This is a genomic window from Devosia sp., assembly GCF_965229025.1.
Lineage (GTDB): Bacteria > Pseudomonadota > Alphaproteobacteria > Rhizobiales > Devosiaceae > Devosia_A.
This window is the reverse complement of the sequence record NZ_OZ245853.1, coordinates 2,772,636-2,795,827: the sequence shown is the minus strand read 5'-3', so window position 1 is coordinate 2,795,827 and position 23,192 is coordinate 2,772,636. Positions and strand designations below refer to the sequence as shown.

Below are 23,192 nucleotides of genomic sequence, written 5' to 3'. Positions count from 1 at the left end.
TATCCAGAAATTTGACCAGTTGGAAAAAACGTTATCACTCCCATGCCGCCGATCAAGGTGAAAATGCTGGTACCGAAGGCAGGCAAGGGTGCGGCAAAACCGGCCCCCAAGGCACACACAAAGGCGCACGAAAACACAGCTGCAACTGACACGGAGTCGGGTGCTGTAACAGCGACGCGCAAGCCCCCGCCGGCCCGGCCGCAAACCCGCATCCAGCGCGAAAAACAGGATGTGATTCTCGAGGCGGCGCTCGATGTCTTCTCCCGCGAAGGCTTCCGCGGCGCCACCATCGACCAGATCGCCGAGGCGGCGGGGATGAGTAAGCCGAACCTCCTCTACTATTTCCCGCGCAAGGAAGAGATCTACAAGCGCCTGATGACCTCGATGCTCGATGTCTGGCTGCAGCCCCTGCGCGAAATCGATTCCGACGGCGACCCGGTCCCCGAAATCCGCTCCTACATCCGTCGCAAGCTCGAAATGAGCCGCGATTTCCCGCGTGAAAGCCGGCTCTTTGCCAACGAGATGCTGCAGGGCGCCCCCCGCGTCCTCGATGTGCTCGAAACCGATTTGAAGAATCTCGTCGACGAGAAAGCCGGAGTGCTCGAAACCTGGATGGCGGCCGGCAAGATCGTCCGCACCGATCCCTACCACCTGATCTTTTCGATCTGGGCCACCACCCAGCACTATGCCGATTTCGACGTGCAGGTCCGCGCCGTCCTGGGCAAGGGCCGCGGCGGCGAAGGCCGCTTCGAAGACGCCGCCCGCTTCCTCGAAAACCTCTTCCTCCACGGCCTGCTGCCGGGGTGAAGCCGCCGTTTCAGCGGTCCTTGACCAGCGCCAGCACCACCAGCCCCAGCACCGTCACCAGCGCCCCGGCCGCAACCGGCAGGCTCGCCCAGCCGTGTCCCGCAAGCCCCTCAAAAATGATGACGAACGCCGGCACCAGATAGCCATAGGCGATCACCTTGGCCGCCGGCAGGTGCAGCGAGGCGAACTGGATCATGAAAAAGCACAACGCCGTCGGCCCCACCGCGAGGTAGACGATCACCCCCCAGACCAGCGGCGGCTGCGCCGCCCAGTTGGTCGAAATGATCTCCGGCAACCCATAGCCCACCAGCCAAATCGCGGTCGCGAGCAGGGTCCAGAAGCTCTGCGTCAGTGCCGGCTCGCCCCGGCTGAACCGCCTCAGGAGCGGCGCATAAATCGCGTAACAGATGCAGCCGACGAAATAGATCAGCTCGCCCGGCCCGATATCGAACGCGAGCAGCGCCGCGATATCGCCGCGAAAGATCACCCAGACTGCACCGGCTCCCGCGAGCGCGAGGCTCAGCAGCACCGCCAGCCCCGAGCGCTGCCCGACCAGAAAATACGCCGTCACCGCCGTCATCATCGGTACCAGCGTATAGACCGCGCTGGTCGCCACCGGTTTGGTCATCGTCAGCGCGAGAAACATGGTGACAAAATAGACTGCCGTCAGCAGCCCCATGATCCCGAACCGCCAGGGCGCCTTCGCCATCCCGAACGGCTGCCGCGCCACGCCGAATGCCGCAACCCCCATCACGAAAGCGGCGAGCACGAACCGCACCGCATTGAGCGGCACGGCGTGGATAAAGGGCACCGTCAGCGCCCCCAGCGTGAACGATCCGGCAATCAGCGCTGCAAACAGCACCATGCTCAGATGCGCCAGCAACCGCTGGCGCCTGCGCTTTGCCTCAACCGTCACGATGGATCGGAGCTCAGAACCCGAGTGCGAAGATCAGGAGGAACCCGCCGAACAGCGCCGTGTTGGTCAGCGCCGCGCTGATATGGGGAGCCTGCTGGTCGGCCGGAAATTCCCAGAACGGGTGGAACAGCACCGTCGCCAGCACCAGGAACACCATCATGGCGAGCCCGCCAAGGAGGCCGAACCAGCCAAAGAACGCGCCGAGAAAGGTCAGCGCCCCGCCGGCGATCTGCAGGCCGACGCCGAACTTGGCGGCGTTTTCCGGCTGCGAAATCTTCTTGGCCTCCAGCACCGCCGTCAGCGCCGCGATATTCTTGAGGTTGCGCACGCCGAACATCACGAACGCCGCACCCATCAACAGGTGCGCTATGCTTGAAAGAAACCAGAACATTGCCGTGCGTCTCCATTGCCGTGCGCCAAATTGCGATGCGCCAAGCCATGGCATGCCCGGCTGCTCCCGGCACACCGATTCCGCCATAACCCACGGAAAACTGCACCTCAACGCTCAGGCGCGGCCGCCTGCGCTCTGCAACTCACTGGCAAACTGGTGCCCACCGACATTGGTCGCCTTGGCGCGATAGAGCGCGGCATCGGCCGCTCGCACCAGTTCCAGCGCGCTCGAAGCATCTTCCGGCGCCCGCGCCACGCCAATGCTGCCGCCAATCGCCAGGTCCATCTTGCCGATCTTGAGCGGCTCGCTGAGTGCCGCGGCAATATCGGTTGCAAGCTCATTGAGGCTATCGAGCGAGGTGCGCGAGGTCATCAGCATGCCGAACTCGTCACCACCGATCCGGGCGATCAGGTCGCCCTCCTGACCAAAGCCCTTCAGCCGCTCGGCGACGATCCGCAGAACCTCGTCGCCAGCGCCATGCCCCAGCGTGTCGTTGACGTTCTTGAACCCGTCGAGATCGATATAGAGCAACGCAAATTGCGGGTGGCGGTCGACAAATGCCCGCTCCATCCGCTCATCGAACGCCAGCCGGTTGCTGAGCCCGGTCAGTGCATCGCGCGCCGCCAGGTCCTGCGCCTCCTGCCGGCGCAACTCCAGTTCCAGCGCCATCAGATACATCCGGTAGATCACCAGCCCCAGCCCGCCCAGGATCACCGCGCACATGAACAGCCGCAGCGGCGCCACCTTGACGAACAGTTCCGAGCCAAGCAGCCGCGGCTTCCAGGCCAGCACAATGCCGTCGCTTTCGGGCAGCGCCACCCACACCTCGTCCGCTGGCACGCTGCTCAGGCTGGTGAAATGCGCGCCGTTGAGCATGAAATCATGCCCCAGCCGCTGCGCCAGCGCCGCATCTTCAGCCGTTTCGGCCGTCATCGTCACGCTGACCGCAACATTGGCGCGCGCCACCTCGCTCGCCACCGACTCGGTATCGATGGTGTGCACGGCGAACACGATCACCCCCACCACCGTCGCCGCGAGGATGATCATGCCGATCACCGAAAGCAGCATCAGCCGCCGCGGGTTGGGCAATTTCGCCTGGTCCCGCCGGGCATTTTCGGTTCTTTTGGGATCGCGGCCGGCCTTGACCCGCGCCATCGGTCGCTCGGTCCGCGCCATGGCAAGAAAACCGTCAGCCATTACCCATCTCCTGATCCCGCCGCAGCCTAGCGCCGGGGCCTTTGCCAATCCTTATCAACGGCTTGGGGACGCAAGGCATGGTTGACAGAAAGTTAACGCCCTCTCCTCTCCAGGAAGGCCCCCATCTCGGAGGAGGGGGCGCGCAGCGCCGGTGAGGGGAGGCACGTCCATGGCCCCTTAGCCGTAGCTTGCCAGCACCTCATAGTGCGTAACGCCTGCGGTCATGTCCCCGCTCATGTCCATCACCGCAAAATAGGCGAGGCACGCCGCCGAACTACTGACCTTGGCTATGATGGCATGCGCGTCCGCCATGCTGCGCCAATGCACCAGGTCGGCATAGCCGCCGCCCTCGGTCTTGATCAGTTCGCGCCGGATGAAGCCGGGCTGGTCGGCCAGAAACCCGCTCTGGAACGCGTTGGATGCGGCCACCAGGTCCGCCTCCGTCTTGCCCGCGCCCAGGGTGATGCGGGCCATCTCGATAACAGTGGTCGTCACGATAAAATCTCCGTTTGGGTTGGAATATCGCAACGCTAGCTATTAATACGTCATTGAATGACCGATTTGTTTGGACCGTGCCCGTCATGACCCGCGCCACCACGCTCGATCACCTCGCCCGGCTCGATTGGCTCGAAAGCCGGCTGAAGACCGATGCGCCGCTGATCGCCGCCGATCTTGCACGTGAACTCGGGGTGAGCCTGCGCACCATCGGGCGCGATATCGCCATCCTGCGCGAGCGCGGTGTGCCGGTCGATGGCGAGCGGGGCAGGGGCGGCGGCCTCCACCTCACCAGCACCTGGGGCATCGGCCGCCTCCATCTCGATTTCCGCGAGGCGGTCGATCTCTTGGTCAGCCTCGCCATTGCCGAGCACGCCCGCTCGCCGCTGCTGCTTGCCGACCTGGCCCCGGTCCGCCGCAAACTCGTTGCCTCGTTCGCACCGCCGATGCGGCGGCGCATCGCCTCGCTTCGCGCCCGCATTCTGATCGCGGGGCCTGCATCGAGCCATGTGCTTGCTACCTTCCGCCGCCCGCCAGCGCGCCTCGTGGAACGGCTCCACGAAGCGTTCCTGCTCTGCCGTCCGGCCACGATCACCTATCTCGATGGCGAAGGGCGGAGCACCCAGCGCACCATCGAGCCGCACTTCCTGCTGCTCAATGCGCCAGTCTGGTACGTGCTCGCCTTCGATCTCTCCCGACAGGCCATCCGCACCTTCCGCGTCGATCGCATCAGCGCGATCGAGCGCACCGAGACCACCTTCCGCCCTCGCCCCTACGCCGAATTCCGCACCGCACTCGAAGGCGCCGACATCATCTTTCCCTAGTGGGTGTTTAGGGCGACCAAGTTACGTTTCCCCGATACATGCAATTGCAAGCATCAGTTGTCCCATTCATTCAGGTCCAGCCAGTAACGTCATCGCTCAACCTGCGAGGCGCCGCCGTGAAAGCCAGAACTGCCATATTCATTGATTGCGAAAACGTGCCGGCCAAATTCTGGCCCGAGATCGAAGCCCGCGCCGCGGCGCTGGGTGCGGTCAACCTCTGCCGCCTCTATGGTGATTTCACCGAAGACCGCCTGACGCGCTGGCTGAACATCGCCCGCGAAAATTGCCTGCAGCCCGTGTTGCAACTGGGCGGCAAGAACGCCGCCGATATCGCCATCACCATCGCCGGCATGGATCTGCTGCATCAGGGCAAGACCGAGGCTGTCGTGCTGGTCTCATCCGATCAGGATCTGAGCCCGCTCGCCCACCGTCTCCGCGCCGCCGGCATCAAGGTGCTCGGCCTCGGCAACGCCAACACCCCGGTTGCGCTGCGCAAAGCCTGCTCCGAATTCCAGGAGTTGGGTATTGCCGCACAAGACGCGACCGCCACCAAAGCCGTCGCGCAACCCGCCGCGCCCAAGCAGCAAGCCCCTATACCTCCAGCCCCAAAACCAGTGGCGGTCAAGGCGGCCTAGTCAGACTTCAGCAGCGGCTGGCAACTACACCCTCACTCCGCCGGTTCAACCTTCTTGGCCATTGGGTTGTTCGGGTGCGTGGTCCAGTTGGCATAGCCGGGTTCGACCAGCTTCTTGGTGCGCTGGTCGAGCATGCCGGGTTCGAGCTGGATCATGGTGATGCAGTCTTCCACCGGGCAGACATTGACGCACAGGTTGCAGCCGACGCACTCGTCGTCCATCACCTCGAAGTGCCGCTTGCCGTCCTTTTCCTTCATGATCGCCTGGTGCGAAGTGTCCTCGCAGGCGATGTGGCACCGCCCGCAAGAAATGCACTTGTCCTGGTCGATCTTCGCCTTGGTGATGTAGTTGAGGTTGAGGTACTGCCAGTCGGTGACGTTGCGCGTGGCGCGGCCGGTGAAGTCGTCGAGCGTTGCGTAGCCCTTTTCGTCCATCCAACCTTTTAGGCCCGAGATCATCTCCTCGACGATCTTGAAGCCATAGACCATCGCCGCGGTACAGACCTGCACATTGCCGGCGCCCAGCGCCATGAACTCGGCCGCATCGCGCCAGGTGGTGACTCCGCCAATGCCCGAGATGGGGAGGCCGTAGGTCTCGGGGTCGCGCGCGATATCGGCCACCATGTGGAGCGCAATGGGCTTTGCCGCCGGGCCGCAATAGCCGCCATGCGTGCCCTTGCCGTCAATCGTCGGCATCGGTGCAAAGGTGTCGAGATCGACCCCAGTGATCGAGTTGATGGTGTTGATCAGGCTCACCGCATCGGTGCCGCCGTTCTTCGCCGCGCGGGCCGGGCGGCGCACATCGGTCACGTTCGGCGTCAGCTTGGTGATCACCGGCATGCGCGAATACTGCTTGCACCAGCGCACGACCATTTCGACATATTCGGGCACCTGGCCCACGGCCGCGCCCATGCCGCGCTCGCTCATCCCGTGCGGGCAGCCGAAATTGAGCTCGATCCCATCCGCTTCGGTCTCTTCCACCAGCGGCAGGATCGCCTTCCAGGCGTCCTCCTCGCACGGCACCATGATCGAGACCACCACGGCGCGGTCCGGCCAGTTCTTCTTGACCTGCTTGATCTCGGTGAGGTTCCGGTAGAGGTCGCGGTCGGTGATCAGCTCGATATTGTTGAAGCCCAGGAGCCGCCGGTCCGCGCCCCAGATCGCGCCATAGCGCGGTCCGTTCACGTTCACCACCGGCGGGCCTTCCTCGCCCAGCGTCTTCCAGACGACGCCGCCCCAGCCCGCCTTGAAGGCGCGCTCGACATTGTAAGCCTTGTCCGTGGGCGGCGCCGACGCCAGCCAGAACGGATTGGGCGATTTGATCCCGACGAAGTTGTTGCGGATATCAGCCATGGCGTCTCTCCTCATCGTTCAGTCTTGGGGTCGAGGCCCCGGCAGAGCGCCTTGAGGCGCTGACACTAACCCGAGCCGCGCGATGAGCGCGGTCTGCCTTCTCCCCTTGTGGGAGAAGGTGCCCGAAGGGCGGATGAGGGGTTCTCTCCACGCACTCCGTTCGTTCCTTGCTACGAGCGGACCGCGCATCGCCAAGGCGATGCGAACCCCTCATCCGTCGCTGCGCGCCACCTTCTCCCACAAGGGGAGAAGGCAGGAAGAGGCCCTCCGAGCAGGCCATTACTTTGCCGCCAGATACCGGTTGATGCTCTCGGCGGCGTCGCGGCCCTGGGCCACGGCGGTCACCGTCAGGTCATCACCCATGTCGATGCAGTCGCCGCCGGCCCAGACGCCGGCGCGCGACGTGCGGCCTTCGCTGTCCGCCGCGATGCGTCCGGCGCGCAGTTCCAGCCCCGCCACCGTCTCGGCCTCGAGCGTCTGCCCGATCGCCTTGAACACCTGGTCGCAGGGGATGGTCATGGTGTGGCCCATGCCCATCAGCCGGCCGTCCTGCAGCTTGGTATATTCGAGCTCGATGCCCGTCACCTTGCCGTTGTCGGTGATCACTCGCTTGGGCTGGAGCCAGTGACGGATGGTGACGCCCTTGGAAGCCGCAAGGTCCTGCTCGAACGTCGAGGCGTTCATGTGCTCCTGCCCGCGCCGGTAGCACATCGTTACCTCTTCAGCGCCCAACAGCTTCGCCTGCACGGCCGCATCAATGGCTGTCATGCCGCCGCCGATCACCACCACGCGCCGGCCGACGGGCAGGCTAGAAAGATCGTGCGCCTGCCGCAGCTCGGCGATGAAATCCACCGCATCAGCCAGCCCGGCTGGCGCTTCCGACTCGCCCTCGGCGCGGAGCGCGTTGACGCCGCCCAACCCGATCCCAAGGAAGGTCGCGTCAAAATCCTTGGCCAACTGGTCAAGACTCAAATCCTGCCCCAGCGCATGGCCGAGCTCGATCTCGATCCCGCCGATCGCGGTGACATACTCAACTTCCGCCTGCGCAAACCCGTCCGGGGTCTTGTAGGTCGCAATGCCATACTCGTTGAGCCCGCCCGCCTTGGGGCGCGCGTCGAAAATCGTCACATCATGCCCACGCATGCTGAGCCGGTGCGCCGCCGCAAGACCCGCCGGGCCCGCGCCAACCACGGCAACCTTCTTCCCGCTCAGCGGCGCGCGAGTGAAGAACTGCTTGCCCTCGTCCATCGCGATATCGGTGGCATAGCGCTGCAGCTGGCCGATCTTGACCGGCTTGCCCTCCGCTTCCATCCGCACGCAGGCCTCTTCGCACAACTGCTCGGTCGGGCAGACGCGGGCGCACATGCCGCCGAGGATGTTCTGCTCGAAGATTGTTTCGGCAGCGCCCAGCGGATTGCCTGTCGAGATCTCGCGGATGAACAGCGGGATGTCGATCGAGGTCGGGCACACATTCATGCACGGCGCGTCAAAACAGAAATAGCACCGGTCGGCTTCGACAAAGGCCTCGTGCCGGTCGAGCGGCGGATGCAGGTCCGAAAAGTTCTCGGGATACTTCGCCGGGTGCAGACGCCCCGGTGCGATCCCGTCCTTGAGCATGCCCTCGCTCATCGACAACCCCTCGTTTAGAGCCATTCCAGACTGAGACGCTAACGCGGCTCAAAAGTTTTATCAATTGGTCAAAAATGGAAATCTGCACGGACGTTTTTTGGCCACCCGCAGCATGCCGTTCCGCTCCAGCGAGGTCGCCAGCGGGCTGTTAACAAGGCGTTCATCCGTTTGGTTTGGCGATGGCAGAACCGTGGCGCCCCAGCTTCGTCGCGATAGCGCTCCCCTCCCCATCCTCCGCAGCAAGCCCTACCGCCCTCACGGCTTCCCCGACTTATCCCCACTCCCTCCACCCGTGCGATAATGCGCCCAATCGATCCCCACCGCTGCGTCAATTGTGGCAAACGCTGATTTGCAAAGGGCCTCAGACGCGAAAAACCGGTCGTCCACAGCGCAAAACGTGCCATGCAAAAGAATCTTATGCCTGACCTCTGAGCGGAAATTGACGGTCTGAAATGGAGTTAAGCATTTGTATATCAAAGTAAAAACGTCGATTTCGGCCCACTTGGTTGCTGTTGCGTTCAGGCAACAGTTCCACTTGGAGTCGCCTCGTTCATTTTCGGTTCACAATCTGGCCACTTCCACCCCCTAGCCAGCCCGTTCTCGAAAACTGCAGTGAGACGGATGATTGATTAAGTACAGTGTTGGTGCCGCCGTTCTGGCAGGGCTTATCCTTTCTGCCACCGGTTCTGCGTATGCAGGCGGCAATCAATGCGGTGGGGCGTCCTGGTACGGACCGGGTTTCCACGGCAAAAAGACGGCCTCAGGGGCACGGTTCAACGAAAATGCGATGACCGCCGCCCACAAGACGCTGCCCCTCGGGACCATCGTGAAGGTCACGGACCAGCGGACAGGCAAGTCCATCAAGGTCACCATCAACGACCGCGGGCCCTACTCGGGTGGCCGCATCATCGACCTCTCCATGGGGGCTGCCAGCAAGCTCGGCTTTATGGCCCGCGGCACCACCAAGGTCTGCATCGCCCGCTCCTGACCAGGGCAGCGATACCAAGTTCAAGGGTCGCCCGCTGCGTTTGCCGGGCGGCCCTTTCCTTTGCCGGCCGCGCCAGCCATCATGCAACACCCTGTTTTCGAGGTGTTTTCCGTGCCGCTAGCCTCCTGGTCCAGCTCCGCCAGATCCCTGATCGATGTCGCCACCGGCCGCGCCCCGGCCGATCTGCTGGTCCGCAACGGCCGCTGGGTCAACGTCCATTCCGGCGAAATCCTGCCCGGCCATGACGTCGCCATCGTCGCCGGCCGCTTCGCCGCCATCGACCCAGATCTGAGCTATACCATTGGCGCCAATACACAAATAATCGATGCCGCCGGCCGCTACATGGTCCCGGGCCTTTGCGATGCGCACATGCATGTCGAAAGCGGCATGGTCACCGTCACCGAGTTCTGCCGCGCCGTCATCCCGCACGGCACCACCTCGATGTTCATCGATCCGCACGAGATCGCGAACGTTCTCGGCATCAAGGGCGTCCGCCTGATGCATGACGAGGCGGCGGCAATGCCAGTCAGCGTCTACGTCCAGGCCCCCTCATGCGTTCCCTCCGCCCCCGGCCTCGAAACCCCCGGCGCCACCATCTCGCCTGACGACGTCGCCGAAATGCTGAGTTGGCCCAATATCATAGGGCTGGGGGAGATGATGAACTTCCCGGGCGTTGCGGCGAACGACGAGAAAATGCTGGCCGAGATCGCCCACACCCAGCGCGCCGGCAAAACCGTCGGCGGCCACTACGCCTCGCCCGATCTGGGTAAGCCCTTTTACGGCTATGTCGCCGGCGGCCCCGCTGATGACCATGAAGGCACCCGTATGGAAGACGCCATCGCCCGCGTCCGCCTCGGCATGCGGTCAATGCTGCGCCTCGGCTCCGCCTGGTTCGATGTCGCAGCCCAGGTCAAGGCCATTACCGAAGCCGGCCTCGACAGCCGCAATTTCGTCCTCTGCACCGACGACAGCCATTCCGGCACGCTGGTCAACGAAGGCCACATGGATCGCGTCGTCCGCCACGCAATCGCCTGCGGGCTCAAGCCCATCACCGCCATCCAGATGGCAAGCCTCAACACCGCCACGCATTTTGGCCTCGAGCGCGAAATGGGCTCGATCACCCCGGGCCGCCGCGCCGACCTGATCCTGACGTCCGACCTCGCCACGCTCCCCATCGAACTGGTGATCGGGCAGGGCACGGTGCTCGCCGAAAACGGCGTCCTCACCGCCCCGCTGGAGCCCTGGCCCTATCCCGATTTCGCCAAAAACACCGTGCGCCTCGGCCGCCAGCTGACAGCGGAAGCCTTTGAAATCAAAGCCCCAAGCGGCCGTAACGCCGTCACCGCCCGCGTCATCGGCGTCATCGAAAACCAGGCCGGCACCAGGGCGCTGGAGCGGACTCTCCCGGTCGAAGATGGCCTCGTCGCCGTCGACGCCGCGCAAGACGTCTGCCAGATCGCACTGGTGGAACGCCACGTCGGCTCTGGTGCGGTGGTCAACGCGCTGGTCTCGGGCTTCGGCTACAACATCGATTGCGCCGTAGCCTCCACCGTCGCCCACGACAGCCACCAGATGATTGTCGTCGGCACCAATCGCGACGACATGGCGCTCGCCGCCAATCGCCTCGGCGAAGTCGGCGGCGGTGCCATCGTCGTCTCGAAGGGCAAGGTGCTGGCGCTGGTCGAACTCCCCATCGCCGGCCTGATGTCCGATGAGCGCGCCGAGATCGTTGCCAAAAAGGCCGATTCGCTCGTCGCCGCCATGCGCCAATGCGGCTGCACCCTCAACAACGCCTTCATGCAGCACTCGCTGCTGGCGCTCGTGGTGATCCCCGAATTGCGTATTTCAGACAAAGGCTTGATCGACGTGAGAACCTTCACCCCGACAGAACTCTTCGTCTAGCTATCATTCGCCGCGTTCAAGTCCCCGGGCTCAACCCCGCCGTCGTCCGGTGCGCCAATGGTGATATTGTCGAGCGCCCCGTCCACCACCGTCGCGAGGTGCACTAGGTCGAGTTCCTCGACCTTGTCGGTGCGCTGCCGGTCAATCTCACGCGCCAGCGCGTCGAGGATCACCTGCACGCGGGAGTGCTGCTCAGCCGTTTCCATTGATCTTGACCCCGTTGTCGTCGAACTTGATCTCAAGCCCCGGCTTCTGGTTTTCCTGGTAGATCGTGTAAATGCCAAAGCCCACGGCCAGTGCCGCAAGCAAGGCAATGACGAGGTAAAGCGAATTTCTGCTCATTAAAGGTGCCCCTGAACTGGATAGTCTCCAGCTCACAACGCCTGGGCGGCCGATTGGTTCAATTGGCTATGTTATTGAGTGCGCTGACAAACCCCGCAATGCCGTCGGCCAATGCCCCGGAATTGTCGATCTCCTGCGCCTCGATCCCTGCCGGCACCGGCGCGCCCTCACGCGCCAGCCGCGCCGCCACGTCCGCGGCTGTTTCCCGGCCGCGTCCCGCGAGCCGCGCCGCGCGGATCTCGGGGCGTGCCGTCACCACCAGCACAAAGCAGCGCGGATACTTTTCCATCGCCCGCTCGATCACCCGGCGCGAGGTGTTGACCACCACGACCTGCCCGGCCGCCAGCGCCGCATCGATCGCCGCCGGCACCCCGTAGCTCAGCCCATGTGCTTCCCAGTCCAGGGCATATGCCCCCGAGAGCTTCAGTCGCTGAAATTCATGCGGCTCGACCGTGTCGTGGTCTTCGAGCGCCGCCACGGCGGTGCGCGTCACCACCCGGCGCGGAAACACAAAGCGTGCATCCTCCGCCAGCGCCGCCTTGGCCGCCGCGATCAGCGTGTCCTTGCCCGCGCCGGAGGGCCCGACAACCAGAACGAGGGCACCCTGGTGCATCAACTGACCCGCTTGCCCTGCCGCCAAACGCCGCGCACCACCGGCACATCGCCCGGCCGCCGGCGGATCCGCACCAGGTCACCGCGCTTGCCGATGGCGATCTCGCCGCGATCGCTGAGATGCGCCGCCGCCGCCGGTCGCGATGTCACCATCGCAATCGCCTGCTGCAGCGAGATTTCCTCCGCCCGCTCCGGCAATAGGAACGCCGCCTGCATCAGCGCAAACGGCACATAGTCCGAGCTCAAAACGTCCAGCACACCGGCCTTCGCCAGCTCGATCGCCGAGATATTGCCATTGTGCGATTTGCCGCGCACCACGTTGGGCGCGCCCATCAGCACCGCCAGCCCGCCCGCATGCGAGGCCTTTGCCGCCTCCATCGTGGTCGGGAACTCCGCAATGCTCATCCCGTCGCGCAACGCCTCGTCGACATGCGCCGTGGTCGCATCGTCATGGCTCGCAAAGGCCAGCCCGATCTCCTGCCCGCGCTTCAGGATCGCGGCGCGGTTGTTGTCGGCATAGAGGTCATGCTCGGCCTGCCGGTCGGTGATGAACTGCGCCATCTCCGCGTCCGTCATGCGCAGCTTCTTCTGGTAGTACCCGATATAGTGCTCCAGCGTCGTGTACTGGCGCTGGCCCGGCGTATGGTCCATCAGCGACGCCAGCCCGACGATCGCATTGGTGCAGTGTTCCTCGAAATGCAGCGCCGCATCCGGCGTCGGCAATTCGCAGCGCAAGTGAATGTGGTGGTCGGCGCGCAGCCGGTCATCCGCATCGGCCTCCGCCACCGCCTCCACCATCGCGCGCACGTCCGCAGTGATATCGCCAACGTCCGGGTCCGAACCGATCCGCACCGCATCGAACACCGTGGTGATCCCGGCGCCAGCCACCTGCGCGTCATGGCTCTGCAGCGCCGCGATGGCGTTCCAGGTCACCCCCGGCCGCGGCCGGTAGTGGTTCTCGAAATGGTCGGTATGCAGTTCCACCAGCCCGGGGATCAGGAAATCGCCTTCGAAATCCGTCGCGTGCGCCACGCTTCCGGTGTCGATCTCGACGATGATGCCATCGCGCACCAGCACAGAGCCTTCGATCACCTGGTCGCCCAGCACCACGCGTGCATTGGAAATCGCGAGTTCGCTCATCTTGGCCTCAAGCCTTTCCGCTCAATACGTAATCGCCCAGCCGCACAAACGGCGCTCCGGCCTCCGGCTCATGGAACAGCACCAGCCGGTCCAGCATCGTCTCCCGAGTCGCCAGCGCACCAAAATGCGCCGCCGCTGCCCGGCTATACGCCTCGCGCTCGCTCTCGGGTAGCCGGTCGGTCAGCGTCATGTGCAACTGAAACTGCTCCAGCACATAGGGGTAGCCCAGGGTGTCGATCAACTCGATCTGCCGTTCGCTATAGTGGCTGCCCTTGAGGCGCCGCTCGCGTTCCGCGGGCGATGTCGCCGCCCGGAACGCCTCAAAGCCCTCAACCACTTCCGCCGCAAACGCCAGCAGTTCCGCGCTTTGCACCGCCGGCACCAGCGCCAGAAACCCTTCCAGCAGCACCAGCTTCAGCGCCCCGATGGCCACCGGCGCATGCGCAGCCGCAAAACCGGCAAGTGCCGCTTCCAGCTCGGCCTGCATCCGGCCCTCCGCCAGCGACATCGGCGCCTTGATCGTCGCGTGAAACCCATACCGCCGCGCCGAAATACTGCGCGCAAAGAGCGCTTCGCGGGTCACACCGCCGACCGCCGTCTCGAAAACCTCACCCGAAAAAGGGTCGCGTCCATGCCACTCCACAGCCTTCAGCCACAGCGGATCGGTTGCGGCGGGCGCGTAGTAAATGGCAAAGCGTTGCGGCATGGGACGTGTGAGCGACTTGCAGCTGGAATGAGCGACGGGGCTGACTAGTCCCGTTCGATGTCAGTTTTTTGTCGGTCCTGCAAGCCGCACTGCGGCACCCTAGATCGAGCGGGCAACGCAACCCGCGCCTGCCGGAGGCGTTCCGGAAATAACCCCATCCGCCACCATCGTCGCGCCTGGCGCCAGCGCCCCAATCAGTGCGAAATAGCCGCGAAACTTCGAATTCTTGAACTGCCACTTGATCTTGGTGCCCGGCTCCAGCGGCGTGTCGCCTGCATTGGTCAACTCCAGCCCTCCCGGCTGTCCGGCCGGGGCACAGACCAGCGCCACCTGGGTGCCAAAGTGCCGGGTCTGAAGGCTCGGCGGCTCATCGGCGTCGTACGAGCCGCCACCGGAACTGCCGGTCAATGCGGGTTGTGAGGGCATCACCTTTGCCGGATCGACCGTGCCTGCCGGCTTGGTATCGCTTCCGGTATGGGGCACCAGCAACACTACCTCTTCGGCGCGCAACGCGGGGGCCGCCGTCATCAGCAGCAGCGCAATGGCCAAAGCGGCGCGTCGAACCTCAATCATTGCCCTTCCTGCTCCCGTTCTGGTGATCACAAACTGGCTCTGCCGTCCACGCAATGGCCGGGCAGGCGTGCCAAACAGGGTTCCCTACGGGAGCCAACTTGAACGCGGGGTGAACGGCCGCGTCAAGACAACGGATCACTCCAATTGCCGATCGCCGCTCCCTTGCGCAGCCCACTGCCGACCCTTCATAGTGCGCGCCGAAACCCTCAGGACGGCCATGGATCGCGATCTGCTCGAGCAGTTGTTCTATCACGCCGTAGATGCGGCCAAGCCCGAACGTGCCATCGCCGCCAACCTGCCCGAAGCGCCGCTCGGCCGCACCGTGGTTATCGGTGCCGGCAAGGCCTCAGCCCAGATGGCAAAGGCTTTCGAGGCCGTCTGGCCTGGCCGCATCGACGATTCCCTCGTCGTCACCCGCTATGGCCATGGCGCCGATTGCCAGCGCATCGAAATCGTCGAGGCGGCCCACCCGGTCCCAGATTTTTCCGGCTTTCTTGCCGCTCGCCGCATGATGGAAAAGGTCTCCGGCCTCAGCCCCGACGACCTGGTGGTCGCACTCATGTCCGGCGGCGGGTCAGCGCTCTTGCCGCAGCCGGCGGCGGGACTCACCTTCGAGGACGAGCAGGAGGTCAACCGCATCCTCCTTGCGTCCGGCGCGCCGATCTCCGCCATGAACGTCATCCGCAATGAACTCAGCGCCATCAAGGGCGGCCGTCTCGCCGCGCTTGCCGCTCCCGCTCGCGTCGCAACGCTCGTCGTCTCCGATGTGCCCGGCGACGATCCGGCGCTGGTTGCCTCGGGCCCCACGGTCCCCATGGCGCAGGGCCGCACCGAAGCCCGGCACCTCGTGGCGCTCTATCACCTGCATCTGCCGCCAGCCGCCGCCGAACTGCTCGCCTCCGACGAGAACCCGGCCCCGCTTGCCACCGACAGGCGATTTGCCCGCAACACCGTCCGTGTCATCGCTTCCGCCGCCCTGTCGCTCGAAGCCGCTGCTGCCGCGGCCAGCCGGGTCGGTCTCACGCCGTACATCCTCTCCGATGCCATCGAGGGCGAGGCGCGCGAAGTCGCCAAGGTCCACGCCGCGCTCGCTCGCGAAATCCGCACCCGCAATCGTCCCTTCCCGCGTCCCACAGTCCTCCTCTCGGGCGGGGAGACTACCGTGACCCTCAGGGGCGATGGCCGTGGCGGCCGCAACGCCGAGTTCCTCCTCGCCTTCGCCATCGCCATCGACGGGATCGACGGCATCACCGCGCTGGCCGCCGATACCGATGGTATTGACGGCGCTGGCGACAATGCGGGCGCCATCGCCGATGGCCAGAGCGCCGCCCGCATGCGTGCTGCCGGCATCGATCCGCGCGCTGCGCTCGCCAACAACGACGCCTACACCGCGTTCGCGGCGATCGGTGGGTTGTTCATGACCGGCCCCACAGCCACCAACGTCAACGATTTCCGCGCCATCATTGTGAGGTAGCACCCATGGCGAAAGCCCTCGGCATCGGCGGCATCTTCTTTCGCGCCCGCGACACCAAGGCGCTGGGCGCCTGGTATGAGACCCATCTGGGCGTCCCCGGCTTCTGGAGCCAGGACGCCGGCCCCACCGTCTTTGCCCCGTTCGAGCAGGCGACCAGCTACTTTCCCGCCGACAAGCAGTGGATGATCAACTTCCGCGTCGATGATCTCACCGCGCTGATCGCCCAGCTCCAGGCCGCCGGCATCGCCGTCGAAACGCGTCCCGGCGAATGGGATACGCCCGAAACCGGCCGTTTCGCCCGCATCGTCGATCCCGAAGGCAACCAGATCGAACTCTGGGAACCACCGGCTGAATAACCCACGCGTCAACAGGATCACCTTCCGCAACCGGACGATTTTGAGCGCCTTCGAACTTCCCTTTCTGCCCCCCATGGCATTAAGTGCCGCCGACCACAGGGAGCCCGGATAAATGGCCAAAAAGAAAATCGCCGTCATCGGTATCGGCAAGATCGCCCAGGACCAGCACCTGCCGGTGATCGACAAGAGCCCCGATTTCGAGCTTGCCGCCTGCATTTCGACGCGCGGCCTCGGCCATCGCGACGTGCCGGTGTTCAAGACCCCGGCCGAGTTCTACAAGGCCATGCCCGATGTCGGCCTCGTCGCCATCTGCACCCCGCCCGGCGTCCGCCACGCCATGGTTCGCGACGCGATCGATGCCGGCAAGGACATCCTCCTCGAAAAGCCGCCGACCCCGACCATCACCGAGTTCGAAGACCTCGTCGCCTATGGCGAAAAGAAAGGCCGGGTGCTCTTTCAGACCTGGCACTCGCGCTACAACGCCGCCGTCGATGCCGCAAAACTCATCCTCAAGGATGAAGGCGTCGCCTCCGTCCGTATCGACTGGCGCGAGAGCGTCCGCAAATGGCACCCCGGCCAGGATTGGGTGTGGGAGCCCGGTGGCTTCGGCGTCTGCGATCCCGGCATCAACGCCATGTCGATCTTCACCAAGATCATGCCGTTCCCGGTCTTTGTCGAAAGCGCCAAGCTGAAGTTCCCGGCCAACCGGCAGACCCCGGTCGATGTCGAGATCGTCTTCAAGTCGGGCGAAAAGAACCAGCCCAAGCTCAGCGCCGGCTTCAACTGGCTCGAAGAGTCGGGCGAGATCTGGACCATCGCCATCGAGACCAAGAAGGGCTCAAAGCTGAAGCTCGAAAAGGGCGGCACCGTTCTCAAGGTCGGCAACAAGACCGCCGTCGCCAACCCATCGGAAGAATACGAAGCCATCTACGAGCGCTTTGCCAAGCTCCTGAAAAAGGGAAAATCCGAAATGGACGGCTCCCCCCTCCGCCTCATCGGCGATGCGTTCCTTTTGGGCGCCCGCGAGAACGTCGAAGACTTCAACTGGTAAAAAGAACTGCCCCTCAACCGGCGCTTCGCGCCACCCTCTCCCTCAAGGGGAGAGGGAAAGAAGGCGGGATCGCGCCACGGCGTCCCTCTCCCCTTGAGGGAGAGGGTGGCGCGCAGCGCCGGGTGAGGGGACGGATAGAGGAGATCAGCCCATGTACGAAACCTTCAACGGCTCAGCCCACCCGCTGGCGCCGAAGGAAATTGCCATCACCGCGCTGCCCGATGACGAACGCGTCTGGGTGCCGCAGGCCGAGGGCGTGTGGTTCCGGCCGCTGTTCCTCAACACGCTGCAGGGCCAATGGTGCAACCTGCTGCGCGTCCGCCGCGCCGGCATCCTGAGCCGCCATCTCCATCCCCAGCCCGTCCATGGCTATGTCATCAAGGGCCGCTGGCACTATCTCGAGCACGACTGGGTCGCCGAAACCGGCTCCTACGTCTTCGAGCCGCCCGGCGAAATCCACACCCTTACCGTCCCCGAGGATTGCGCGGAGATGATCACCTTCTTCAACATCTCCGGCTGCATGGTCTACCTCGACAAGGACAACAAGCAGATCGGCTTCGAAGACGTCTTCACCAAGATCGACATGTGCAAAAAGCACTACGAAAAAGTCGGCCTCGGCGCAGACTATGTCGAGCAGTTCGTCAGATAGAGCGCATCGGTGATCGCCTTCTCCCCTTGTGGGAGAAGGTGCCCGAAGGGCGGATGAGGGGTTCTCTCCGCCTACTCGAACCGCTCCTCGCTTCGCTCGGGTCGCGCGACCCTAAGGTGTCGCGGACCCCTCATCCGGCGCTTCGCGCCACCTTCTCCCACAAGGGGAGAAGGCAAGTCGCAGACCGAGAGACCGTAACGATGACCGCCAACACCTGGGCCACCCCCTTCTACTCCGGCAAAACCGTCATCATCACCGGCGGCAGTTCCGGCATCGGGCAGGGGCTCGGCCGCGCCTTTGCCGCGGCTGGCGCCATCGTCCATGCCACCGGCGCCACCGAAGCTGAGGTTGCCGCCGCCCGCGAGGCGGCCCCCGAGATTAGCTATTCCGTCCTCGATGTGCGCGACAACGCCGCTGTCGAAACCTACGCCGCCGGCTTCACTTCCGTCGCCGCACAGGTCAACTGCGCCGGCGTCAACCTGCGCGCCGCCGAGCACACCGTCCCCGGCTTCGAAACCGTCATCGACATCAACCTCAACGGCACCATGCGCGCGGCTTACGCCTTCCGCAGCGCCCTGAAGGCAAATGGGAGTTCGGCCATCCTCAATATCGGCTCGCTGTTTTCCTTCTTCGGCGCCCCGCATGCTCCCGCCTACGCAGCGTCAAAGCACGCCGTCGCCGGCCTCACCAAGTCGCTGGCCGTCGCCTTCGCGCCCGATGGCACCCGCGTCAATGCGCTCGCCCCCGGCTGGATCGAAACCGCGATGACCGCCGTCCCCCGCGCCAATGCTGCCCGCAATGCCGAACTGATGGGCCGCACCCCGCTCGGCCGCTGGGGCACGCCCGATGATCTTGCCCCCGCCGCGCTCTTTCTCTGCTCCCCGCTCGCCGGCTACATTACCGGCGCGATCCTCCCGGTCGACGGCGGCTACCTCATCGCCTGAAAGGCATTCACGTCTTTTCAGCGCGCGGACGTGCTAGATCAAAGCGCTGTCTTCAGCCTGCTGTCAGTGTGGGCCGTCATCGAGCCCGCCAACAGCGCTGAGGAGCGATCCATGTCCCGCCTGCACACCGAAACCCACCTCGTCCACCGCATCGGCTGGCTGCGCGCCGCGGTTCTCGGCGCCAATGATGGCATCGTCTCCACCGCCAGCCTGATCGTCGGCGTCGCCGCCTCCGGCGCCACCCACTCAGCCGTGCTGGTCTCGGGTCTCGCCGGGCTCGCCGCCGGTGCCATGTCGATGGCCGCGGGCGAATATGTCTCGGTCAGCTCGCAGACCGACACCGAAAACGCCGACCTCGCCCGCGAGCGCAAGGAACTCGACACTCAGTGGGATATGGAGCTCGATGAACTCACCCACATCTACACCGAGCGTGGCGTCGATCAGCCCACCGCCCGCAAGGTCGCCGAACAACTGATGGCCAAGGATGCGCTCGGCGCCCACGCCCGTGACGAGTTGGGGATCAGCGAACTCACCACCGCCAAGCCCATCCAGGCCGCGCTCACCTCCGCCATGACCTTTTCGGTCGGCGCCGCCCTGCCGCTGCTCGTTGCCCTGCTGTTCCCCGGCAGCCTGCTAAGCATCCTGGTATCCGCAGCGTCGCTGATCTTTCTGGCAGCCCTTGGCATCGTCGGCGCACAGGCCGGCGGCGCGTCCCTCTGGAAGGGCGCTCTCCGCGTCACCTTCTGGGGCGCCTTCGCAATGGCGATCACCGCCGGCGTTGGCGCGCTCTTCGGCACCGTCGCCGCCTGATCGCGACCGGGCAGGGGAGCCCCCTGCCCATAGTCTCGTGATACGGGGACTACTTCCCCGCGTCTGTCAGCACCTTGAGGTCCTCGGCACTGAGCGTCAGCCGCGCCCCGCGCACGAGGCTCTCCACCTGCGCCACCGACGTCGCAGACGCAATCGGCGCCGCCACACCCGGCTGCGCCGCCACCCAGGCGAGCGCGATCTCGCTCAGCGCCGCGCCAGTCCGTGCCGCCACCCCATCTAGCGCGGCGAGAATCTTCAGGCCGCGCGGGTTGAGGTAATTGTTGACCACGCCCTTGCCGCGCGGGCTCTTCTGCGCATCGGCCGCCGTCCGGTACTTGCCGGTCAGGAACCCGGCCGCCAGCCCGTAATAATGGATGCCCGAAATCTCCTCGGCGACGCAGATATCCTGCACCGGGCCTTCGAACGCGTCGCGGGTATAGAGGTTGAATTCGTTCTGCAGCGTCTCGTAGCGCGCTATCCCGTCGCGCTTCGAAATCGACAACGCCTCGCTGAGCAGTTTCTGGTCATGGTTCGAAGTGCCGATCGCCCGCACCTTCCCGGCCTTGATCAGCTTGTCATGCGCCTTTAGCGTTTCTTCCTGCGGCGTGTTCGGGTCCGGCCAATGGCTCTGGTAAAGGTCGATATAGTCGGTCTGCAGCCGCTTCAGCGACGCTTCCACCGCCTCGACAATCCACTTGGCGCTGAGGTCGCGATGCCCCTGGCCCATGTCCGAGCCCACCTTGGTCATCACCACCACCTTGTCGCGGTTGCCGCGCGACTTCAGCCAGCGCCCGATGATCCGCTCGCTCTCGCTGTCATTGCCCGGCACCCAGCGCGAGTAGACGTCGGCTGTGTCGATGCCGGCAAAGCCGTGTGCGAAAAACGCATCCATGATCGAAAACGACGTCGGCTCGTCCGCCGTCCAGCCCACCACATTGGTGCCCAGCACCAGTGGTTCGATGAAAAGCTCCGAGCGGCCGAGGCGGCGCTTGGTCATGGCAAAACTCCGATGTGTGTGTGTTTGGGAGTTGGAAACTTGGCGGAGCCTATCGCGGGCTTAGCCCGCTGCCAAGCCGACCGGCATCACCTTATCCATAACCCTGTCCATTACCTCTTGGGCTGGATCAGGTCCCACCTGTTCCCATAAAGGTCCTCGAACACCGCCACCGATCCGTATGGCTCGTGCCGTGGTTCCTCTAGAAACTTCACTCCGCGCTCGCTGAACAGCGCGTGGTCCTTGGCGAAATTGTCGGAGTTGAGAAAGAACCCGACGCGCCCGCCCATCTGGTCGCCCACCCGGGCCAACTGTTCGGCGTCGTCGGCTTTCGCGAGCAGGATCTCGGCCCCGCGGTTGCCGCGCGGTGCCACCAGGACCCAGCGCTTGTCGCCACCCAACTCGGTATCGGCAACGAGGTTGAACCCCAGCCGGTCGCAGTAGAACTCGATGGCCTCGTCATAGTCTTTGACGAGCAGGGCGACGGTAGCGATGGTTTGGCTCATGGGGGAAGTGTTTGACCGCGCGGCCGGGCCGCGTCAACCCGCGGCAGCGACTGTAGCGGCGTCGAGCAACCGCTTTACTACGCGGTTCTGCGCTGTCTAAGCCTCTGCGCCACCGGTCCAAACATGGCTCTGGTGAGGCATTTTCCAGTCAAACCGTTGACCGGATGGTCAAAGTCCCCATTGCGCGCGCCGGGAAAACGCGCTTTGTTGCCGCCCAAGCTCCGGCAAGGCGGTGGAATTGACTCCGCCAAGTAAGGCCCGGGCGCAATCTATCGGGAGACTGCATCATGAAATTGATGACCACGCTGTTGTCGGCGACCGCGCTTGTAGCGGCCTTTGCCGGCGCTGCTGAAGCCAAGACGCTTGTTTACTGCTCTGAAGCCTCGCCTGCCAATTTTGACCCCGGCACCACCACCGGCGGCAACGATTTCGACGCCTCCTCGCGCACCATCTATTCGCGCCTCGTCGAGTTCAAGCATGGCGGCACCGAGATCGAGCCCGGTCTCGCCGACAGCTGGGACATTTCGGCTGATGGCCTGACCTACACCTTCCACCTGCACCCGGGCGTGAAGTTCCAGACCACCGACTATTTCAAGCCGACGCGCGACCTGAACGCTGATGACGTGATCTTCTCGTTCACCCGCCAGCAGGACGACAAGAGCCCCTGGTTCACGTACCTCCCCAACCTCAGCTACGACTACTACCAGGGCATGGACATGCCCAAGTTCGTCAAGGGCTGGGAAAAGGTCGACGACCTGACCGTCAAGCTGACCCTCAACGAGCCCAATGCGCCGATGCTGGCCAACCTCGGCATGGACTTTGCGTCCATCATGTCCAAGGAATATGCCGATCAACTGCAGGCCGCCGGCACGCTCGCCGATTTCGCGTCCAAGCCCGTCGGCACTGGCCCGTTCCAGTTCGTCGATTATCAGCTCGACAGCGTCATCCGCTATGCCGCCTTCCCGGACTATTACAAGGGCAAGGAAAAGATCGACGACCTGATCTTCGCCATCACCCCCGACGCCACCACCCGCATGCAGAAGATCGCTGCCGGCGAGTGCGATATCATGCCGTACCCCAATCCGGCTGACGTCCCGGCGCTGAAGGCCAATGCTGATCTCGTCGTCCTCGACCAGGCCGGCCTCAACATCGGCTACATGAGCTACAACGTCACCCAGCCGCCCTTCGACAAGCCGGAAGTGCGCCACGCGCTCAACCAGGCCATCGATCGCGACGCGCTGATCAAGGCGCTGTTCCAGGAAGCCGGCGCTATTCCCGCCGACAACCTGATCCCGCCCACCATGTGGAGCTGGAACAAGGACGTGAAGGCTGACGCCTACGATCCGGAAGCTGCCAAGAAGGTGCTCGCTGACGCTGGCGTGACCACCATCGACCTCTGGGCGTCGGACCGCGTGCGTCCCTACAACCCGAACTTCGCCCGCGCTGCCGAACTGATCCAGGCCGACTGGGCCAAGGTCGGTGTCACCGCCACCATCACCACTGAAGAGTGGACCAAGTACCGCGAAGACGGCAAGAAGAAGGACCGCCCGGGCGCCTTCCAGATCGGCTGGTCTGGCGACAACGGTGATCCGGATAACTTCTTTGCCACCCTGTTCTCCTGCTCGGCCATTGGCGTGTCCAACTACTCGAGCTGGTGCGACAAGGACTTCGAGGATCTGATCCAGAAGGCCAAGACCACCCCCGACATGGCTGAGCGCACCAAGCTGTACGAACAGGCCCAGGTGATCTTCGCCAAGGAAGCTCCGGCATTCCTTCTGGCCCACTCGCAGGTCTACGCCGTGACCCGTAAGGGCGTCACCGGCTTCATGATGGACCCGCTTGGTCTGCACCGCTTCGACGGCGTCGACAAAGCCGAGTAACGGCACTCAGGCGGCGGCG

At 64.4% G+C, this 23,192-nt stretch carries 26 protein-coding genes; 12 read left to right on the top strand and 14 right to left on the bottom strand.

The window, feature by feature from the left end:
* Window positions 1-42: 42 nt before the first annotated feature.
* The gene (locus ACO06J_RS13660; protein ID WP_421761272.1) at window positions 43-807 is read left to right on the top strand and encodes a TetR family transcriptional regulator C-terminal domain-containing protein; all 765 of its coding nucleotides are present in this window, start codon (window positions 43-45) and stop codon (window positions 805-807) included.
* A gap of 10 nt (window positions 808-817) precedes the next feature.
* Here the strand turns inward: ACO06J_RS13660 and ACO06J_RS13655 are convergent, their stop codons facing one another.
* The 4 genes from ACO06J_RS13655 to ACO06J_RS13640 all read right to left on the bottom strand — a co-directional run bounded on the left by ACO06J_RS13655 (window position 818) and on the right by ACO06J_RS13640 (window position 3,806).
* Window positions 818-1,723 carry a DMT family transporter gene (locus ACO06J_RS13655; RefSeq protein ID WP_421761271.1) on the bottom strand — a complete coding sequence of 302 codons (906 nt, stop codon included), beginning with the start codon at window positions 1,721-1,723 and terminating at the stop codon, window positions 818-820.
* 13 nt (window positions 1,724-1,736) lie between these two features.
* Entirely contained in the window at window positions 1,737-2,114 is a 378-nt protein-coding gene (locus ACO06J_RS13650; RefSeq protein ID WP_421761270.1) for a hypothetical protein, read from the bottom strand.
* A gap of 114 nt (window positions 2,115-2,228) precedes the next feature.
* Window positions 2,229-3,311 (bottom strand): diguanylate cyclase domain-containing protein, encoded by a 1,083-nt coding sequence (locus ACO06J_RS13645; protein WP_421761269.1) that lies wholly within the window; start codon window positions 3,309-3,311, stop codon window positions 2,229-2,231.
* Between the two features lie 177 nt (window positions 3,312-3,488).
* Window positions 3,489-3,806 (bottom strand): antibiotic biosynthesis monooxygenase family protein, encoded by a 318-nt coding sequence (locus ACO06J_RS13640; protein WP_421761268.1) that lies wholly within the window; start codon window positions 3,804-3,806, stop codon window positions 3,489-3,491.
* A gap of 86 nt (window positions 3,807-3,892) precedes the next feature.
* Between ACO06J_RS13640 and ACO06J_RS13635 the strand changes: the two genes are divergently transcribed.
* Window positions 3,893-4,630, top strand: a complete 738-nt coding sequence (locus ACO06J_RS13635; RefSeq protein WP_421761267.1) for a helix-turn-helix transcriptional regulator — start codon at window positions 3,893-3,895, stop codon at window positions 4,628-4,630.
* A gap of 116 nt (window positions 4,631-4,746) precedes the next feature.
* On the top strand, window positions 4,747-5,265 hold the full coding sequence (locus ACO06J_RS13630) for an NYN domain-containing protein (protein WP_421761266.1): 519 nt from the start codon (window positions 4,747-4,749) through the stop codon (window positions 5,263-5,265).
* A 32-nt stretch (window positions 5,266-5,297) separates the two neighbouring features.
* On the opposite strand, the gene preA is transcribed toward ACO06J_RS13630, so the two are convergent.
* Together preA and ACO06J_RS13620 are read right to left on the bottom strand one after the other, a co-directional pair.
* Window positions 5,298-6,617 (bottom strand): NAD-dependent dihydropyrimidine dehydrogenase subunit PreA, encoded by a 1,320-nt coding sequence (gene preA, locus ACO06J_RS13625; protein WP_421761265.1) that lies wholly within the window; start codon window positions 6,615-6,617, stop codon window positions 5,298-5,300.
* Between the two features lie 279 nt (window positions 6,618-6,896).
* A complete protein-coding gene (locus ACO06J_RS13620) occupies window positions 6,897-8,246 on the bottom strand; it encodes an NAD(P)-dependent oxidoreductase (RefSeq protein WP_421761264.1) in 1,350 nt (449 codons plus the stop codon).
* Between the two features lie 625 nt (window positions 8,247-8,871).
* Here ACO06J_RS13620 and ACO06J_RS13615 point away from each other — a divergent pair.
* Window positions 8,872-9,234 (top strand): septal ring lytic transglycosylase RlpA family protein, encoded by a 363-nt coding sequence (locus tag ACO06J_RS13615; RefSeq protein WP_421761263.1) that lies wholly within the window; start codon window positions 8,872-8,874, stop codon window positions 9,232-9,234.
* An 81-nt stretch (window positions 9,235-9,315) separates the two neighbouring features.
* Window positions 9,316-11,136: an adenine deaminase gene (ade, locus tag ACO06J_RS13610; protein ID WP_421761262.1), complete on the top strand. Its 1,821-nt coding sequence runs from the start codon at window positions 9,316-9,318 to the stop codon at window positions 11,134-11,136.
* On the opposite strand, the gene ACO06J_RS13605 is transcribed toward ade, so the two are convergent.
* The 6 genes from ACO06J_RS13605 to ACO06J_RS13580 form a co-directional block, all read right to left on the bottom strand.
* A complete protein-coding gene (locus ACO06J_RS13605) occupies window positions 11,133-11,342 on the bottom strand; it encodes a hypothetical protein (protein ID WP_421761261.1) in 210 nt (69 codons plus the stop codon). The genes ade and ACO06J_RS13605 overlap by 4 nt on opposite strands.
* Window positions 11,329-11,478: a hypothetical protein gene (locus ACO06J_RS13600; protein ID WP_421761260.1), complete on the bottom strand. Its 150-nt coding sequence runs from the start codon at window positions 11,476-11,478 to the stop codon at window positions 11,329-11,331. Before ACO06J_RS13600 ends, ACO06J_RS13605 begins: the two co-directional genes overlap by 14 nt.
* A gap of 58 nt (window positions 11,479-11,536) precedes the next feature.
* On the bottom strand, window positions 11,537-12,091 hold the full coding sequence (gene phnN / locus ACO06J_RS13595) for a phosphonate metabolism protein/1,5-bisphosphokinase (PRPP-forming) PhnN (RefSeq protein WP_421761259.1): 555 nt from the start codon (window positions 12,089-12,091) through the stop codon (window positions 11,537-11,539).
* Window positions 12,091-13,230 (bottom strand): alpha-D-ribose 1-methylphosphonate 5-triphosphate diphosphatase, encoded by a 1,140-nt coding sequence (locus ACO06J_RS13590; RefSeq protein ID WP_421761258.1) that lies wholly within the window; start codon window positions 13,228-13,230, stop codon window positions 12,091-12,093. Before ACO06J_RS13590 ends, phnN begins: the two co-directional genes overlap by 1 nt.
* Window positions 13,231-13,237: 7 nt before the next feature.
* Complete coding sequence (locus tag ACO06J_RS13585) at window positions 13,238-13,936, bottom strand: DUF1045 domain-containing protein (protein WP_421761257.1); 699 nt, start codon at window positions 13,934-13,936, stop codon at window positions 13,238-13,240.
* Window positions 13,937-14,035: 99 nt separating this feature from the next.
* Window positions 14,036-14,509, bottom strand: a complete 474-nt coding sequence (locus tag ACO06J_RS13580) for a hypothetical protein (RefSeq protein WP_421761256.1) — start codon at window positions 14,507-14,509, stop codon at window positions 14,036-14,038.
* 217 nt (window positions 14,510-14,726) lie between these two features.
* Between ACO06J_RS13580 and ACO06J_RS13575 the strand changes: the two genes are divergently transcribed.
* The 6 genes from ACO06J_RS13575 (at window position 14,727) to ACO06J_RS13550 (ending at window position 19,793) form a co-directional block, all read left to right on the top strand.
* Window positions 14,727-15,983, top strand: coding sequence for a glycerate kinase type-2 family protein (locus ACO06J_RS13575; protein ID WP_421762509.1), 1,257 nt, complete (start codon window positions 14,727-14,729; stop codon window positions 15,981-15,983).
* Between the two features lie 5 nt (window positions 15,984-15,988).
* The gene (locus tag ACO06J_RS13570) at window positions 15,989-16,339 is read left to right on the top strand and encodes a VOC family protein (protein ID WP_421761255.1); all 351 of its coding nucleotides are present in this window, start codon (window positions 15,989-15,991) and stop codon (window positions 16,337-16,339) included.
* Window positions 16,340-16,451: 112 nt separating this feature from the next.
* Entirely contained in the window at window positions 16,452-17,390 is a 939-nt protein-coding gene (locus ACO06J_RS13565) for a Gfo/Idh/MocA family protein (RefSeq protein ID WP_421761254.1), read from the top strand.
* Window positions 17,391-17,541: 151 nt separating this feature from the next.
* Window positions 17,542-18,039: a 2,4'-dihydroxyacetophenone dioxygenase family protein gene (locus tag ACO06J_RS13560; RefSeq protein WP_421761253.1), complete on the top strand. Its 498-nt coding sequence runs from the start codon at window positions 17,542-17,544 to the stop codon at window positions 18,037-18,039.
* 200 nt (window positions 18,040-18,239) lie between these two features.
* On the top strand, window positions 18,240-18,983 hold the full coding sequence (locus ACO06J_RS13555) for an SDR family NAD(P)-dependent oxidoreductase (protein WP_421761252.1): 744 nt from the start codon (window positions 18,240-18,242) through the stop codon (window positions 18,981-18,983).
* A gap of 111 nt (window positions 18,984-19,094) precedes the next feature.
* Window positions 19,095-19,793, top strand: a complete 699-nt coding sequence (locus ACO06J_RS13550; protein WP_421761251.1) for a VIT1/CCC1 transporter family protein — start codon at window positions 19,095-19,097, stop codon at window positions 19,791-19,793.
* A gap of 49 nt (window positions 19,794-19,842) precedes the next feature.
* Here the strand turns inward: ACO06J_RS13550 and ACO06J_RS13545 are convergent, their stop codons facing one another.
* Entirely contained in the window at window positions 19,843-20,790 is a 948-nt protein-coding gene (locus ACO06J_RS13545) for an aldo/keto reductase (protein WP_421761250.1), read from the bottom strand.
* Window positions 20,791-20,900: 110 nt separating this feature from the next.
* Window positions 20,901-21,293: a VOC family protein gene (locus ACO06J_RS13540; protein ID WP_421761249.1), complete on the bottom strand. Its 393-nt coding sequence runs from the start codon at window positions 21,291-21,293 to the stop codon at window positions 20,901-20,903.
* Window positions 21,294-21,580: 287 nt separating this feature from the next.
* Here ACO06J_RS13540 and ACO06J_RS13535 point away from each other — a divergent pair, with 287 nt between their 5' ends.
* Window positions 21,581-23,173 carry an ABC transporter substrate-binding protein gene (locus tag ACO06J_RS13535; RefSeq protein WP_421761248.1) on the top strand — a complete coding sequence of 531 codons (1,593 nt, stop codon included), beginning with the start codon at window positions 21,581-21,583 and terminating at the stop codon, window positions 23,171-23,173.
* Window positions 23,174-23,192 lie beyond the last annotated feature (19 nt).